General features: G+C 45.7%; 12 protein-coding genes and 1 pseudogene. 8 read left to right on the top strand and 5 right to left on the bottom strand.

What is annotated here, in order from left to right; genetic code table 11:
• The first annotated feature begins 143 nt into the window (after positions 1–143).
• Positions 144–284 (top strand): hypothetical protein, encoded by a 141-nt coding sequence (locus RIE73_RS19430; protein ID WP_446347200.1) that lies wholly within the window; start codon positions 144–146, stop codon positions 282–284.
• A 321-nt stretch (positions 285–605) separates the two neighbouring features.
• On the opposite strand, the gene RIE73_RS19425 is transcribed toward RIE73_RS19430, so the two are convergent.
• Both RIE73_RS19425 and RIE73_RS19420 read right to left on the bottom strand, forming a co-directional pair.
• The gene (locus RIE73_RS19425) at positions 606–4,142 is read right to left on the bottom strand and encodes a GAF domain-containing protein (RefSeq protein ID WP_446402745.1); all 3,537 of its coding nucleotides are present in this window, start codon (positions 4,140–4,142) and stop codon (positions 606–608) included.
• A 274-nt stretch (positions 4,143–4,416) separates the two neighbouring features.
• Positions 4,417–7,488 (bottom strand): WD40 domain-containing protein, encoded by a 3,072-nt coding sequence (locus RIE73_RS19420; RefSeq protein ID WP_446402746.1) that lies wholly within the window; start codon positions 7,486–7,488, stop codon positions 4,417–4,419.
• Here RIE73_RS19420 and RIE73_RS19415 point away from each other — a divergent pair.
• Positions 7,452–8,066 (top strand): LamG domain-containing protein, encoded by a 615-nt coding sequence (locus RIE73_RS19415; RefSeq protein ID WP_446402744.1) that lies wholly within the window; start codon positions 7,452–7,454, stop codon positions 8,064–8,066. The genes RIE73_RS19420 and RIE73_RS19415 overlap by 37 nt on opposite strands.
• A gap of 268 nt (positions 8,067–8,334) precedes the next feature.
• On the opposite strand, the gene RIE73_RS19410 is transcribed toward RIE73_RS19415, so the two are convergent.
• Complete coding sequence (locus RIE73_RS19410) at positions 8,335–9,912, bottom strand: AAA-like domain-containing protein (protein WP_446402743.1); 1,578 nt, start codon at positions 9,910–9,912, stop codon at positions 8,335–8,337.
• A gap of 574 nt (positions 9,913–10,486) precedes the next feature.
• Between RIE73_RS19410 and RIE73_RS19405 the strand changes: the two genes are divergently transcribed.
• From RIE73_RS19405 to RIE73_RS19380, 6 genes and pseudogenes are all read left to right on the top strand, one after another.
• Complete coding sequence (locus tag RIE73_RS19405; RefSeq protein WP_446402742.1) at positions 10,487–10,666, top strand: hypothetical protein; 180 nt, start codon at positions 10,487–10,489, stop codon at positions 10,664–10,666.
• A gap of 265 nt (positions 10,667–10,931) precedes the next feature.
• Entirely contained in the window at positions 10,932–11,606 is a 675-nt protein-coding gene (locus RIE73_RS19400; RefSeq protein ID WP_446402741.1) for a cupin, read from the top strand.
• A 136-nt stretch (positions 11,607–11,742) separates the two neighbouring features.
• Positions 11,743–12,666, top strand: a pseudogene (locus RIE73_RS19395) (cysteine peptidase family C39 domain-containing protein); the annotation flags it as partial.
• A 56-nt stretch (positions 12,667–12,722) separates the two neighbouring features.
• Entirely contained in the window at positions 12,723–12,959 is a 237-nt protein-coding gene (locus tag RIE73_RS19390; RefSeq protein WP_446402740.1) for a hypothetical protein, read from the top strand.
• Positions 12,960–13,109 (top strand): hypothetical protein, encoded by a 150-nt coding sequence (locus tag RIE73_RS19385; RefSeq protein WP_446402739.1) that lies wholly within the window; start codon positions 12,960–12,962, stop codon positions 13,107–13,109.
• Between the two features lie 24 nt (positions 13,110–13,133).
• Entirely contained in the window at positions 13,134–13,877 is a 744-nt protein-coding gene (locus tag RIE73_RS19380; protein WP_446402738.1) for a biotin/lipoyl-binding protein, read from the top strand.
• Between the two features lie 357 nt (positions 13,878–14,234).
• Here RIE73_RS19380 and RIE73_RS19375 read toward each other — a convergent pair whose 3' ends face one another.
• Both RIE73_RS19375 and RIE73_RS19370 read right to left on the bottom strand, forming a co-directional pair.
• The gene (locus tag RIE73_RS19375) at positions 14,235–15,203 is read right to left on the bottom strand and encodes an ADP-ribosylglycohydrolase family protein (protein WP_446402737.1); all 969 of its coding nucleotides are present in this window, start codon (positions 15,201–15,203) and stop codon (positions 14,235–14,237) included.
• Between the two features lie 90 nt (positions 15,204–15,293).
• Positions 15,294–16,289, bottom strand: coding sequence for an SPFH domain-containing protein (locus RIE73_RS19370; RefSeq protein ID WP_446402736.1), 996 nt, complete (start codon positions 16,287–16,289; stop codon positions 15,294–15,296).
• Positions 16,290–16,296 lie beyond the last annotated feature (7 nt).

Genomic DNA, 16,296 nt, shown 5'->3' with positions numbered 1-16,296 from the left:
GGTGGTGATGGATTTCGGATGGACAGGGACATTAACGGCGCCCGTGGGATTTTCCTACGGGCTTTGGGAGATATCCCCTCTCTAAGAGCTTGTCTTTTAGAGTGCATTGTTAGCATAAGTTAGCAAAATTATATCGGAAAGCTATGACAGTTTTAGAACGAGTACAGGAGATGTTTGATTACCTCTGGGGAGGCGTCAAGCGAATTTTTGGCGCTAACGATGATGAATATCCAGATACAGGTGTTCAACCCTTTGAAGGCGATCGCCCCAAGGAACGGCGATAAATTACCAAGTACAGGTTTAATATAGCCATCCTGTTTGAGTTGTGAAATGCTATATGCTCAGATCCCCGACTTCTTCAAGAAGTCGGGGATCTTGTCCTCATTCAGTTATCGGTGAGCAAGGTCGGGTGTTGTTGTTCCGTTAATGGTGGGGAGGTCGGGTTTTGTTGTTCCATTAATGGTGGGGAGGGCGGGTTTTGTTGTTCCATTATTGGTGAATATTTGAATTGAGTCCCTAAACCCGCCCCTACAATTGTGCCAAACCCAGACCCTACCGTGTCTAAAGGGAAACCAGACAATGGATTTAATCCCTAACTTTAGTTACTAAACTGACGCTCTAGACAGTCTCCCCAAAATTTCACTTTTCAAGACATCCTGCTGTTGATTACTTTGAACAATAACGGCGACTTGATTATTGAATATCTCCATATATCGGCGATCGCGTTCATTAAAACTGGTCTTAAAATAATCAGGGACATCAAGACAATCAGCCGGGTGATCCTCTGGGAAATTCCCCCGTTTGCGCTTGTTGAGTAACTGCGTCACCCCCAATAACTCTCCATCGCGACTTACAACAGGCATACAGAGTAAACTATAGGTGCGATATCCGGTGGCTAGATCCATTTGTTTGGCGTGTAATGCGCCATCATGGTCATACAAGTCATAGGGAATCATCATTAGTTTACCAGATGCTGCCACTTGACCCGCAAACCCCATACCAATTTCACAGCGAATTTCACCCACACCAGGAAGTTCAGTCCATAAGTCACCGTGTTGACGGTTAACTAACCACAGGATACTGCGATCAGCATTGGTCAACGTTTGCGCCGCATCCATGACTTTTTGCAGAATTTCCTGAGATGTCCAATTCCCTTGACTAATCGAACTAATCGCTAACCATAACGCATCGATCGCTTGGCGTCCCTGAATAATCCGCATTTCTCGATAAAAGGATTGTACGCCTTCCAGAATCGGCAGAATTGAGGGGATAGATTGAGCTAATTGCTTTTCATCGGCTTTGCGAAACCCTTTAGGGTCAAGGCGTTCAGATAACGGTGTGCCGCGATCGCTCCCCGGTTTAAGTTTATTAATTGATTCAATCAATGCGACCACATTTTGCTGCGAATTGACAATAGGATAGACTAAATGACTATGAATCAGATACTCCTGAAATTTAGGCGTAGCCGTTTGCAGTAATGTCGAGAGGCTGGGATGCTTCGGATTAACTCGCTGTCGCGTTGGTTTACCACCAGAGGCTAATGAGTTCTCAGTCGTAAGCTGAACTTCCCTTAATTTTCCGGTTTGATCATCGACAATTAACGACCAAAACTCCTGGTTGTCGCTGTTAAAGACAAAAATTGTCGTCCGTTCAGTATCCAAGGTCTTGGTCACTGATTGGGCAATAAAGTTTAGCATATTATGCATAACTTCATCGCTATGATTGCCTACCGCTTGATTCAGCATCACCAGAGTATTGTGAACCCCTTCCTTGGGTTGAATTTGGGCAAACTGCTTTAAGGTTTCATGGGTTTTGGCATATTGTAAGATCACCCCTACTCGCTCATTAAACACTTGCATCGATTGGCAGTCATGCTCATCAAAACTGGCTTGAAATTGTTCAGGTGGTTGGGGCCAATTGTCGGGTTGATAGGCGGGAAATTGTCCCGACTTGCGTTTATTTACCAATTGGGTGACACCAATTAATTCACCATCCGCGTTAAAAACAGGCATACAGAGTAAGCTACAGGTGCGATATCCTGTAGTGCGGTCAAATTTGCGCGAATTCGTCGCATCGGGATGATCATAGAGGTCAAAGGGAATATTCAACGGTTGACCCGTTTTCGCCACCTTACCCACAAATCCGACACCGACAGGAACGTGCATTTGAGTTAAGGAACCATCCGCTTGGGGAATTTTCGTCCATAAATCATGGCGATCGCGATCCAAAAGCCATAAGGTACTGCGGTCAGCATTCATCAGTTTCTTCGCCGCATCCATGATTCGTGGCAGGATTTCTTGAATGTCTAAACTACTTTTATCCAGGGAACGAGTGGCTTCGGCTAACGCAGCGGTGGCTCGCAGTTTTTTCGTGGCTCGATAACAGGATTGACAGCTTTCCACAATGCGGCGGATGGCGGGAACAAATTCGGATAACTGCTTTTGATCGCGTTGACTAAAGCCGTGGCGATTAATTAACCAATGTCCCTGATTAGCGGAGTTTTTGGGACGCTTTAATTTGTTAAGTAATTGAATAACTGCAATAACTTGATCGTTATCATTAACGATTGGTAATGCCAAGACATTATAGGTATAATAGTTATATTTATCGTCATAGGCTTTAACTAAATCAGACCGTGCATCTTGGTAAACATTCGAGCGAATATTAATGGATTTTCGCGTTTTTGCCACTTTCCCGGCAATGCCTTCCCCTAATCGTACCTGAATATCCAGGAATTCACTGCCTTCGTTTTCTGCCACGACTGACCACAGTTCCGTTTTATCTTCATTGAGTAAAAAGATGGTGGCGCGATCGGCGCTGAGTAACTCACCAATGCGTAACGTTACATCTCGCAACACCTCATACAACGCCTGTGCCGAATCTCTGCCATCGGCGACACAAGCCAGTTGAGACACTAATAGTTTTCGCTCCAGTTCAGCCAGGGTTTTCTGGAATTTTGAATGCTGGGGTTCCGGTTCTAACGCGGCTAGGTGCTTTTTCACCCAACTGGGATTAAAAACTGCGCGATAAATGCGATTATGAACGTTTAAAAATCCGCCTTGTTTGACGACTAATCCTGATAATCGCAGTTCCATTTGTTCAGAACTATCATCTGCCATAATTTCTGCGTATCGATGGGAATTCCCAAAATCAGATATCCCTTGAATGGCAGTGGAATGAGACGAAGATAGGATTGTTTGGTAAAGTTTTAACAGGGGACGACTGCGTTGTTCATTTCTGAGTAAGCGATCGCGAATGGTGCGTAAATGTTCCGGTTCATCATGGCTTTCCCAGTTTTCTAGAATGCGCGATCGCACCAGTTGCTCAACCCAGTGAGATTCTTGTCCTAAGGGAGGTGCATCCTCAGCCTCGACAATCAGTTTGCAGAGTTTCTGGGTTAAAAAGGGTTGTCCCTGAGTCCAACTGAGTACCGCTTTCATCAGTTCCTGAGAATTAGCAGATTTAACCGTTAACCCTTGGGTAATCGGTTCTGCTTCCTCTAACCGAAAACCCGTTAGTTCAATCGCTTCTCCACAGTTGAAGGGAAGACTATAGGCTTGAGAACGAATTAAATCCGTCGGTGAGGCTACCCCTAAAATCGCAAAGGTGAGGCGGTTATATTCCGGTTGATCAGCGCGATTATTGTGACAAGCGCGAATTAAACCAAAAAAGTCATTCACAGAAAAGGGTAAGCGCAGCACACTATCGACTTCATCGACAAAGATAATTATTTTTTTACCCAAAAGTGATTCATGTTTAAGGAGAACATCTTTAATAAATCGGACTAATCCTTGGGTACTGGACAGGGTTTCATAGTTGCTCCACCAGCTATCAAAATCACCAATTTTATCCAGGAGCTGAAAACTATCAGCTAGGGTATAGGTAATACTACCATAAAATTCACTTGGCGTAATATCGGGACTAATAATTTCAGTTAAATCAATTGCAGCACAAGCCATTCCTTCTGACTGGAGTCGCGTCATGGTTTGCACCCGCAAGCTGGATTTGCCCATCTGTCGAGAATTGAGAACATAACAAAAGAGACCAGCTTTTAAGGCATTATAGAGAGCGCGATCGGCTTGTCGCCAAACATAAGTGGGGGCATCAGCGGGGAGACTCCCACCGACTTTATATTCATACATGGTCTACTGAATAAGTCTTGTTGTGGGGGTAGGATGCAAGGGAAGCATGTTCCAGACGTGCCATGGCACTATGGCAAGCTGGGGGAGCAAACTTCGAGTATTCTTTGGTGAATCCTCGATAAATCCATAATAATTTGTTGAAGCATAGTTTCTCAAGCGATTTATTTGTCTAGGCATCCTGCTACTGTCCCCAATAAAGATAATACAATCGTTTTATGTCCAATAAATGAGAAGGTGGAGAATTTTATTGAATGGAGCCAACCCAGTTAAATGACTACTGGCAAACCTCTAATTTTTCTAAGGCTTTAGGATGAGTAACAAAGTAATAGTTGAGCCAATTGCAGCCTCGAGAGAGTATTTCATTTAATCCCTCAACCCGCCACTTCTTGGCGATGCCATCATTGGATGCAGTGGCAAGGTACTTGCCGTCGGGGCTAAAACTGACACTCGTTACGGCACTCCGATGTCCCTTAAATTCTGCTAGCGGGTTGCCCGATAAATCCCACAACCGGGCAGTACCATCCTCACCAGCCGTGGCAATGTATTCTCCATTCGGGCTAAAACTCACACTTCTTACCCAACCCTGATGTCCCTTAAATTCCGCAAGCGGGTTGCCCGATAAATCCCATAATCGCGCGGTACCATCATGACTAGCCGTGGCGATGTATTCTCCATTCGGGCTAAAGCTGACATTGGTTATCCAGTCTTGATGCCCCTTAAATCCCGTTAGCGGGTTACCCGATAAGTTCCAGAATCGAACCGTGCCATCCTCACCAGCCGTGGCGATATACTGGTCATTCGGGCTAAAACTGACACTAGTTACCCAGCCTTGATGCCCTTTGAATTCAGCTTTTTGCTTGCCCGATAAGTCCCACAGTCGGGCAGTACCATCTGATGAAGCGGTAGCAATGTATTGCCCATTGGGGCTAAAGCTAACACTGGTTAACCAGTCCTGATGTCCCTTGAATTCGGCTTTTTGCTTGCCAGACAAATCCCACAATCGCGCCGTACCATCCTCCCCAGCCGTGGCAATGTATTCTCCATTGGGGCTAAAATTGACACTGGTTACCCAACCCTGATGTCCCTTGAATTCAGCTTTGTGATTACCAGACAAGTCCCACAGTCGGGCAGTGCCATCCGATGAAGCGGTAGCAATGTATTGCCTATTGGGGCTAAAGCTAACACTGGTTAACCAGCTCTGATGTCCCCTAAATTCGGCTTTTTGGTGGCTAAACAAATCCCACAACCGAACAATACCGCCCTCACTAGCTGTGGCAAGGTACTCACCATTGGGACTAAAACTAACACTGGTTACCCAACCCTGATGCCCCTTCAACTCAGCGATTTGATTGCCAGACAAGTCCCACAACCGGGTAGTGCTATCGTCATGGGCAGTGGCAATATACTCACCATTGGGGCTAAAATCGACACTCAAGACTACGCCCTGAACTCCCCCTTGAAATTCCACGAGCTGCTTCCCCGATAAATTCCACAATCGGGCAGTACCGTCAGCCGAAGCCGTCGCCAGATACTCACCATTGGGGCTAAAACTCACACTCAAGACTTTACCTTGATGCCCCCCGAATTCCATTAACTGTTTCCCCGATAAATTCCACAATCGGGCGGTACCATCCTCTCCAGCCGTGGCGATGTATTCTCCATTGGGGCTAAAGCTGACACTCCAGACTTGACCTTGATGCTGGTTGAATTCGACAAGCTGTTTCCCCGATAAATCCCACAACCGGGCAGTACCGTCTTCCCCAGCCGTGGCGATGTATTCTCCATTGGGGCTAAAGCTGACACTCCAGACTTGACCTTGATGCTGGTTGAATTCGACAAGCTGTTTCCCCGATAAATCCCACAACCGGGCAGTACCATCCTCCCCAGCCGTGGCGACGGATTCACCATTGGGGCTAAAACTGACATGGGTTACCCAACCCTGATGTCCCTTTAATTCAGCTTTTTGATTGCCAAATAAGTCCCACAGTCGGGCGGTGCCATCCGATGAAGCCGTCGCCATGTACTTACTATTCGGACTAAAACTGACATGCCATATTCGGCGCTGATGCCCTTTGATTTGATTCCTTTCTCGAATGTTGTTGAGAATTTGTTGTAGGGTAACAACGGGGCGGGTGGTGAGATAATCTTGGGGGAGGCGACTATCTTGTGCTTGCTTTTGTAAGGCTTGCCCTGCTTCCATGGCTAAGAGTAACCCTTCTAGTTCGCCACCCATACCCTCAAACCGTTGCAAGGCTTGCAAACTGACCCGTTCGAGTCGAGTACTTTCCATCGTCTGTTTTAGTTCTCTAATCACTAAGTTGACGACGATTCCTGCAACCGTTGCGCTAAATAAAGAAACGAACAGGATGCCCAAGCCCATGCGAATCGTGCGTTGGGCTTTATGTGTCGCCTCAACCAATATCTGATTTGCCTGTTCTGCTGCCTCCTTTTGCTTTCTCTGTGCCTGCAAAGCCATTCGTTTGTCCAATTCTTGGCTAGCCGCTAAGAAGTGATAATCGCGATCGCTTAAACTTTTATTCGCTGCCCACGCCAATGCTTTTTGCAATGCCTGCCCCTGCAACAACCCTGATTCATCTTGACGATTTGATCCCTCCCAGGCAGTAATCCCCTGACTATAGGGTCGCATAGAGACTAATTCTTTCTCCACCCAACTTTGGTTAAAAACTGCCTCATAAATAGGGTTATAAATTCTTAAATACCCCTGCTGGCTGACGACTAACCCCGATAGCCGCAACTCCACTTGTGCGGAACTATCATTAGCAGAAATTTCTCCTTGCTGTAAGATTTGCTGATACAATCCCAACAGCCTGCCTGCCCGTTGCTCATTGGAGAGGAGGCGATCGCGGATTGTTTTTAAATGTTCCGGTTCATCCCAGGCTTCCCAATTCTCAACAATATGCGATTGTACCAACTGTTCCACCCACTCTTTCTCCCCCTGGTTCAGGAGAGTGGGGGAATCTCCACCAGCGTTGCGGACAATTTGACATAATTTCTGGGTGAGAAACGGTTGTCCACCTGTCCAAGCCAATACCTCGGTTAATACCCTTTCCGGATTTTCTACATTCTCGGCTAATCCTTGAGTTAAAGCTAACTTGGCTTCCGCTAGAGTAAATCCCGTCAGCTCAATTGCCCGACCAATATTAAACGGCGTCCGCTGTTTATCCGCAATCAAATCCGATGGTGTTGCTACTCCCAACAGACAAAAGGTGAGGCGTTGGTAGTCGGGATTATCTACCCGTTGGTTATAGCAAGCCCGGATAAACGCAAAACGGAACGTATAAAAATGGATTGCTTCCCACCAATGGAATTGCCACGTTTGATGGATTCAATGATTATGTAGACGTTCCGGATAATGCTACTCTAGACTTCGGAACCGCTGATTTATTGGTTAGCGCTCGGATCAAAACTACGTCCCGCCAGCTTGATGTAATCGTTGACAAAAGAGTCGAACAATCAGGACCAGTTCAGGGATTCGTATTTTTCCTAGGTCAGGGCAATTTGGGGTTTCAACTGGCTGATGGAAACGGCTGGACAAACTATGGCAGCAATGCCTTCGTTGCTGATGGCGAATGGCATGATATTGCGGTCACAGTTGACCGAGATAAAACAGATGGGGGTCAGTTTTATCTTGATGGGATGTTGGCAGGCACTTTTAATCCAACGGGACGACAAGGTTCTCTGAATAACTCGATTGATTTGACAATTGGCAGACGTTCTGACTCTTCAAATTTAGGGTCTTTCACAGGCAGTCTTGATAATGTTTGTGTAGCTCAAGGCACAGATTTATCGGTGTGTGAGAAAAAATCTGTTCCTGAACCCAGTTCTTTACTGGGTATAGTAGCCTTGGGAACGTTTGGCGCTATTTTGCCCCAACTAGGAAAACGAATCAGAAAGACAAGGTAAACCCAAGACGATATGGGTTATTGGTGTCAACTTACAGCGCTTTTCAAGTAAGTGAAGTACACAGGCAGATCCCCGACTTCTTGGAGAAGTCGGGGATCTTGCTTAGAAGTAAGCTGACAAATCTCCAATACCTTGAGACAGATCCTTCCCTAACCTTCCCCTTATCAAGGGAGGTAACTGGGAGGGAACTCGAATGGTTTTAGTTTCCCCCATCAGGTACTCGAAAAGTTTAATGATTCATCCCATCTCCCTATTTTAGAGTGCTACTCTATAGTCGGATTCCGGATAATTTATAATATATAATTCGCTGAAAATATTGCCGATATAACTGACAACGGGGCATGACGCGATCGCGCTGTCGCTGAATCAGTCCCATACTGTATAATTGATACGCCTGCATGGGTTCGATTTGCACGGGTTCGGTGGCACTGACAACTTGTTTGAGGGCGGTGGCTAATTCCGCATTTTCTCTGAGCATTCCCCAATGTCGGCGCAAATGTACCTCATAGATTCCTGCTTCTGTTGGCGCATCTTGCAATAATTGGGAGAGCATTACATCCTGATGGGCTAAGTGATAAAGTCCCAATCTGACTAAATACGGATGTCCCCCTACCATCGCCATTAACTGTAGAACTTGCGTCTCATCCCAATCCAGTTGATAGCGTTGAGCTAAATTGGCGACTTGTTGCGGGGTAAACTCTGGCAATTCTACAGGTAATCCCACATTAAACGGCGATTGATTAATATCCAACGGTCCATAATCTTCCGTTGAATGTGCCACGACTAATCGCAATTCTTCCCAACTATCAACCGTCTTGGCTTCTTCATGCCAACTGCGTAACATGGGAAAGAATCCTTGTGCAATATCGGGGAACTGAAACACCCGATCCGCTTCATCTAATGCCAAAACTAAAGGTGAATCTAGTTGTTCTAATAAATGATCTTGGATGTAAGTTGTACAATTAACAATACTACCCCGATCCTGATCCCAATACTCATCCAGTTGAGCATCAAGTTTAAGTTTAGAACTGATACAGACACACAACCAGCGCAAAAAGCGATTCAGACTGCTAAAGACTTCTGCCTCAGCTTGCAGCAAATTTAACCGTACTGTGGCATAACCCTGTTGTTCGGCATAGTCTAAAATCCGGTCTAGCAGCGACGTTTTACCCATTTGCCGAGGTGCTTTAATCCGAATCAGCGCCCCAGCTTGACGAATTGTCTGATAACAACGCTCCTCAATGGGAGGGCGTTCTATATAAAATTGAGAATTGAGTTCCACTGGGCCATTGGGTAGTTTCCCAAGAAGGGCGGGTTTAGTTAAGTTAGAGGTTGTCTCCAAAATGTTATCAGTAAAACCCGCCCCTACAACCCCGCGCTTCTGTTCCCGTGGCTGCACACCCGTAGTTACAGAAGGCGGTGGTGATGCACTAGGGGCGACTTGTTTGGACTTTTCAGGGCGGCGACGTTCCCACTCTAGGTTGAACCGTTGCATAATCGCCTCTTTATCGTACCGTTTGTGCCAGAGTTTCAGGGTAAAGTGCCAATCATGCAACCCTTTCTTTCCGGGACGATTATCTTCCAGAATCTCGACAAAATCTGCCAGCCGTTTCAGCGCTTCTTTAATTTGTTCGCTATTTAATTTGCCTTCATAGGGATCTAAGGATGTCAGTTCCTGGAGAAATCGCACCTTTGTTCTCACAACTAACTGATTCTCACTTTGCCAGTTGACCTTTATCTGTAGATGTTCTGTATTCTCCCACTCGTCATTAGCGTAAGCCAGCAACGCTTCTAACAGGCGCTTTGCCCGTTTTTTCGCTTGAGGTCCATAGTTTGGTCTAGCCATCGACAAGTCCCACCCGGTAAAAAAGTTAGGGGATTCCCCGAAGTTGAACAACGTCCCCTAACGGTTTATCCCCCATTGTAGATAAAATCTAGCTACCAGCATAGGTAGCTGAGTTGAGGGTAGTTCCCCCCGTTGGTAGTAGGCACTTTAGTGCCTCAAGCACCCCAACACTGCCACGGATAAGATCAATCTCCCTACCCTTAATCTGTCATTGGAGAACGGAGCGACAGCGGAGCGAAGAATCTGGAGAGATGCTTCACTCGCATTCCTTAGCGCCGCTCAGGACTACGCGAACCATGACATCAGCTCAGATTGTGACCGTGTGCAGTATAGCTGTTGGAATTCTAATACCGTTTCACTTTTACTTTGTCCCCAATAATTCCCTCAGTAGAGAGTTGACAAAATTCGCTTCATGATATTTTTCTAGGGAATTGGTAAAATTTGCGTTTTTTAGAGCAATCTCATCATCGACAAGTCAAATTCGGCAATAAAGTTGGGGGAATCCCCTAATTCAGCGACTTCCCCTAACTGTTTATCCCCCACTTTTGAATTAACTTAAATCAAGGAGAAAAAAATGTCAACAATCGACCTCATTAGCGCAAATAAAAATGAAGAATTTCACAATATTTTTAGTGAAAGCATTGACTCATTGTTCACTAATTTATCAGAGGATGTTGAGGAATCTATCGCTGGCGGAGGTGGAACCTGCCATGCCTCTGCGGTTCAAAGTGTCGCATTCGGTTTCGGTTTCTAGAAAATGGTAATTAAAAGTGACGTCTTTGTTGGCTAATTTTAGACAGAGTTTTTAATAAAAAATACTTCTGTTTAAATACTCCTTTAAATTGACGTCACGGTTTGAATAAACCTGTTTGTTCTAGTCTATCTTAATGACATATTTAATTATCCTAGTTTAATTGGTTAAATGCAAATGCAAACGCAAACCAACTTATCCTGGGATAATTACAGAATTTTTCTTACTGAAAATTCTATAAACTAATGTAAAAATTTAGATCACAATAATGGTCAATTATAATACATTTTTGCATGGATATAACCTTGAAGTAAAAGCAGATGGAAAATGCAGTCCTATGGGTAGTCCACCTGCAACTTTAGGGCAGTTTCCTCTGCGTCATCCTTATCGATTCTACCGATTTCTATGTGATTTGGACGACCTAGTGGAATCTGTATCAGATGACTTAGAACGGATACGGATCGCAGCAGTGCTAACTAGACATTTCCTAACACAAGCGACCTGGATAACTGAAACCTGTCCAGTTCCCGATCAAGACCAGCGTGTTGCTGGCAAGTCGCTTTACGGTGAGCCTGGTTATCCTTTTATCATACAGGTAGTTGCTTGGTTACCACAAAGATCTCCCGTACATAATCATGCTAACTGGAGTATTGTTGGATACTTGGGAGACGAAATGGCAGGTTGCGAACACAATTCCTTTTGGTGTCGCCAAGACGATGGCTTAAAAAAGGGTCACGCCATCATTAAGAAAGCTAGTCAGCAGATCTTAAAGCCTGGGGACATTATCGGTTTTACTCCAGATGCTATCCATAGTATCGTGTCAATTCCTTGTGAAAAAGGAATTGACTCAAAACCAACCTATACATTCAACATATTTGGTGAAACTGATTTTAGCCAGCGTTATGAGTTCGATCCACTCAATAATACTTTAAAAAAATTTTAAAGAGGAAAGTAAATCACTGCCATGCCTGCTACTGACTCACCGACCTATAAAACTGCACTCGAACACTACTATGCTAGACGTTTAGTTGAAGCTGAACGACTGCGGCACAAGTTTTAGCATCAATCTATTTTTTTCAATGAAATACTATAACATTTTGCCGCAAAATGAAGAAGATTGCGGTGCAGCTTGTCTGGCTTCTATTTCCAAATATTATGGACGCATATTTACCATTCACCGTATCCGCGAAGCCGTAGGTACTAGACAACAAGGAACCACATTATTAGGTCTCAAACGCGGCGCAAAATCACTTGGTTTCAATGCTCGTTCTGTAACAGCATCATCGGCAATTTTAGACCGAATAAATCAAGCTATTCTACCAACAATTATCCACTGGAAAGGCTATCATTGGGTCGTTTTGTACGGAAAACGGCGCAATAAATACGTCATCGCTGACCCGGCTGTAGGTATCCGGTATCTGGAGAAAAAGTGGCTCCTAGAGGCATGGACAGATGGAGTTATGCTCCTACTTGAACCCGACCCAGTTCGTTTTTTTAGCCAACCGGATGAAAAAGAGAAAATTGGCGGATTGGGACGCTTCCTGAAGCGCGTCTGGCCCTATCGCCACCTTGTTGCCCAAACGTTCCTTCTCAACTCTGTTGTCGGTTTGATCGCCCTTACTTCCCCTTTCATGCTGCAAATTCTTACCGATGACGTGCTGCTGCGAGGGGATACCCAGATGCTTACTAGGATAGCGATCGCTATCATTGTCATGAACCTTGTCAGCAGCAGCCTCGAACTGATTCAGTCTAACCTCATCGCCCACTTTGCCCAACGCCTAGAATTAGGACTCATCCTCGAATTCGCTAGGGCAATCCTGCACCTCCCTCTGAATTACTACGAATCCCGCCGCAGCGGCGAAATTGCTAGCAGACTGGGAGATATCCAAGTTATTAACCAATTAGTTGCTCAAGTCCTTGTCAGTCTACCAAGTCAATTTTTTGTCGCCTTAATTTCCTTGGGGTTCATGCTGTTTTATAGCTTGAAAATTACCGCAGTTGCTGGAACGGACAACGACAACGATTAGCCATCGCCAGAGCCATTGTTAATGATCCAGCCGTGCTGATTTTAGATGAATCCACAGGTGCGCTTGATCCCGTGAGTGAAACGGACGTTTTGGAGCGATTACTGCACCACAGAAATGGAAAAACGACGATTATGATTAGCCACCGTCCCCGCGTGATTCAGCGTGCGGATTGGATAGTTTTGCTCGAACAAGGGAAATTAAAACAGCAAGGTTCGGTGGAAGCGTTACGCCATCAATCGGGAGAGCATTTGGACTTTTTAATTCCGTAGATGACTGTTCATGAATATCTGTGTAAGTTTAAGCGCAAACTTTTACCGATTTTTGTTTCCAGTGGCACGCTTCGTGCCGACTACGAACAAGTTTGTAGTCAGCGCTTGAGCGCTGATGGCACGCTTCGTGCCTACTACGAACACTTCTAATCGAGTTTATCATTTATTATTCCTATGGTTAGTACCCCTCAACAGGATTTTTTGCCCCCCATTCAAGAGAATGAGTTTCTACCCCCAATTAGCCGCTGGAGTACCCTGGGTGGACTGTTTATTGTCGGTTCCATGGGAGTTGCGATCGCACTCGCTTCTGTGTTCAAGTATAATGTTACGGTCAAAGCGGCTGCCAATGTCCGTCCGGCTGGTGAATTGCGTTTGGTGCAAGCGACGACAGAAGGTCAGGTAACGGGCATTTTTGTCAAGGAAAACCAACCGATAAACAAAGGAGATGTGATTGCGGCTATCGACGACTCCCGCCTACAAACCCAAAAAAGGAATGTGCAAAGCAGTATTCAACAAGCTCAGTTACAACTCACTCAAATCAATGCCCAAATTCGTGCCATTGATAGCCAAATTTTAGCAGAAACTGACCGCATTAACGGTGCTGTTACCTCGGCTGAAGCTGAATTAACTCGCCGCCGTCGGGATTATCAGGATCAACAAATTACTACCACCGCAGATGTTGCAGAAGCCGAGGCGAATGTCAGATTATCTCAGGAAGAATTGCAAAAAGCCCAAGCCCAGTTACAATCAGCCCAAGCTAATCTAAACTCAACAATAGCTGCATTAAATGCTGCCCAGGCGAAGTTTAAGCGATATCAACCCATCGCCGAATTGGGCGCCCTTTCTCAGAACCAATTAGAGGAGTCTTTCCAGTCCTTAATCCGGCGCAAGGACATTTCTTTGATCGCCACCCGTTGATTGTTCCTTTGATCCTGCGCTGCGTAGGTTGTCCCCGTGCCTCCCTGACCCAGGATAGTTACGATCTGATACCGTTGGGCAATGATATCACCAGGCTGATGCGATCGCTCCATACCAAACTGCCAGAATTGATATCTTGATTATAAAATCGTCATTGGTTATTGGTTATTGGTCATTCGTCTCAAATCTAAACGACAAGAGGGCGGGTTTTGTTGATAAGTTATATCATGTCCGCCGAAATAACCGTAATATCCTTCTTCCTTGCAACCTTCCTCCTTCCCTTCTGCCCTAGAGCCTTCTGTCCTCTGCCTTGTCTCCACCTAAATGTGAGTATTCAACCGGACATAATATCATTGGTCATTTGTCCTTGGTTGAGTTTTCCGAGGCTATAGTTGACGCTAAACGCTTGGCGAGGTCAACAATATCGTCTTTCCGGGCAATTTGGTCGCGCCAGTCTTGGGGAATTTGTTCGACACCATAATACAGTCCAGCTAATCCGCCTGTAATCGCCGCCGTGGTATCGGTATCACTGCCTAAATTAACGGCTTTTAACACGGATTGTGCATAAGAGGTATTGGTTAAAAAACACCAAAGCGCGGCTTCTAAGCTATGAACAACATAACCACTCGATTGAATTGCCTCTATGGGAAACTGGGCGATTTCTCCATCGAAGACTCTAGCAAAATTATCGAGTTCTGAGGTATAAGGGGGTTGATTGTAGATCTCCTGAATCCTTTGAATTCCTTTAAAATAAGCCGTAGCTGGATCATCCCCTGTCAATAATCGAATCGCTATACTGATATAAATCCCACATGCCATCTGAGAACGGAGATGGGCATGAGTAATGCTAGAAACTTGATGCACTCGTTTAATTAATTCCGGGAATTCTAGGGATTGATAATAAAAAGCCATGGGTAAAATTCGCATCAATGACCCATTGCCATTACTCCGTTCATCCCGACTCCCGGATTCCAAGGGGGAAACCTGATCCCAACGCAGGCGACGCAGGGCGGATGCTGTCGTCATGCCAATATCAAAAACCGTTCCATGAGGTGTCCAATAGGCTTGATCATGCCACAGACAAAACGATTGTGCGATCGCGTCGAGGGAAAATCCCTGACAGAGGCTTTCGGCTAAACAGAAGGTGAGAGAACTGTCATCGGACCAAGTTCCTGGAGGCTGATTATAGGTTCCATAACCCTGCATAGTCGTAACAGGCGATCGCATCCGTTCCTCCCTGGTGGTAAATTCCACAGGTACACCCAACGCATCGCCCACACAGACTCCCAAGAGTCCAGCGAGGACTTGAGATTGGTTGGTTTCCATAAACAATTTCTCCCCACTTGAGACAGTAAAAAAAAGGTGGGCATAGCCCACCCGAAAACGATGACAAATAACAAATGATCCTTTACCAGCTTAACGGTTATTGTGCGACTCAAAATTGAACGCTTCCGAATCCAACGATTCGCGATCGCCTACCATGGATCGAATCCCCTCAATCGTAGCCGGAATCGCACGGGGGTCCATAAACATCACCTTGCTACTATCGCTACTGCCAATCTCTTTACCCATATCCAGATAATTCTGTGCCAGTAAGAACTGTAGGGCATCACGGGCAACAGGATCACTCTTGAGTGTCTTCGCCACAATTTGCAGCGCCTCTGAGGTGGCTTGCGCCTTGAGAACGGACTGCTGGCGTTCGGCTTGGGCTTTGAGGACAATCGCCTTTTGTTGCGCCTCTGCGTCTAAAATCGCCGCCTTTTGTCGCGCCTCTGCATCGAGGACTTGGGCTTCGGCTTTCCCTTTGGCACTATTAACCGCTGAATCCCGTTCCCCTTCCGAAGTCAGAATTGCCGCCCGTTTGCGTCGTTCCGCCGACATCTGCAACTCCATTGAGTCTTGCACCGCCTTCGAGGGGACAATATCGCGCAGTTCCACCCGTGTCACTTTCACACCCCAGGGATCAGTGGAGATATCCAATTCCCGCAGCAGAATTTCATTAATTTCCGATCGCGCCGTAAAGGTTTGATCCAGTTCCAGTTTGCCCATTTCTGAACGAATCTGCGTCAGCACCAAGTTCACCATGGCGGCTTGCAGATTCTCAACCTTGTAATAGGCTTTTTCCATATCCATGATCCGCCAATAGACCACGGCATCGACGCTAATGGAAACATTATCACGGGTAATACATTGTTGGGCAGGAATGTCAAGTACTTTTTCCCGAATCGTTTCGGTGAAAACCATGCGATCCAGAATTGGCACCATAATATTCAATCCCGGTTCCAGCTTTTTACCACTGTATTTCCCCAAGCGTTCCACTAACGCTTCATTCCCTTGATTAACAATCTTAATCGAGCTAGCAATCCCGGAACCGCCAAGCACCAAAATAATCAGCCAAGCGAATGGATTCATGGTATTA

The sequence above is a fragment of the Coleofasciculus sp. C1-SOL-03 genome, assembly GCF_040220555.1.
In the GTDB taxonomy this organism is placed as follows: domain Bacteria; phylum Cyanobacteriota; class Cyanobacteriia; order Cyanobacteriales; family Coleofasciculaceae; genus Coleofasciculus.
The sequence above is the reverse complement of the archived record's forward strand: the minus strand, read 5'-3'. Positions and strand labels throughout refer to the sequence as shown.

Bases quoted from the DNA above. Each gene is read 5' to 3' on its own strand.
- RIE73_RS19430 (WP_446347200.1), top strand. From the start codon at position 144: ATGACAGTTTTAGAACGAGTACAGGAGATGTTTGATTACCTCTGGGGA.
- RIE73_RS19425 (WP_446402745.1), bottom strand. From the start codon at position 4,142: ATGTATGAATATAAAGTCGGTGGGAGTCTCCCCGCTGATGCCCCCACT.
- RIE73_RS19410 (WP_446402743.1), bottom strand. From the start codon at position 9,912: ATGGCTAGACCAAACTATGGACCTCAAGCGAAAAAACGGGCAAAGCGC.
- RIE73_RS19405 (WP_446402742.1), top strand. From the start codon at position 10,487: ATGTCAACAATCGACCTCATTAGCGCAAATAAAAATGAAGAATTTCAC.
- RIE73_RS19400 (WP_446402741.1), top strand. From the start codon at position 10,932: ATGGTCAATTATAATACATTTTTGCATGGATATAACCTTGAAGTAAAA.
- RIE73_RS19385 (WP_446402739.1), top strand. From the start codon at position 12,960: ATGACTGTTCATGAATATCTGTGTAAGTTTAAGCGCAAACTTTTACCG.
- RIE73_RS19380 (WP_446402738.1), top strand. From the start codon at position 13,134: ATGGTTAGTACCCCTCAACAGGATTTTTTGCCCCCCATTCAAGAGAAT.
- RIE73_RS19375 (WP_446402737.1), bottom strand. From the start codon at position 15,203: ATGGAAACCAACCAATCTCAAGTCCTCGCTGGACTCTTGGGAGTCTGT.
- RIE73_RS19370 (WP_446402736.1), bottom strand. From the start codon at position 16,289: ATGAATCCATTCGCTTGGCTGATTATTTTGGTGCTTGGCGGTTCCGGG.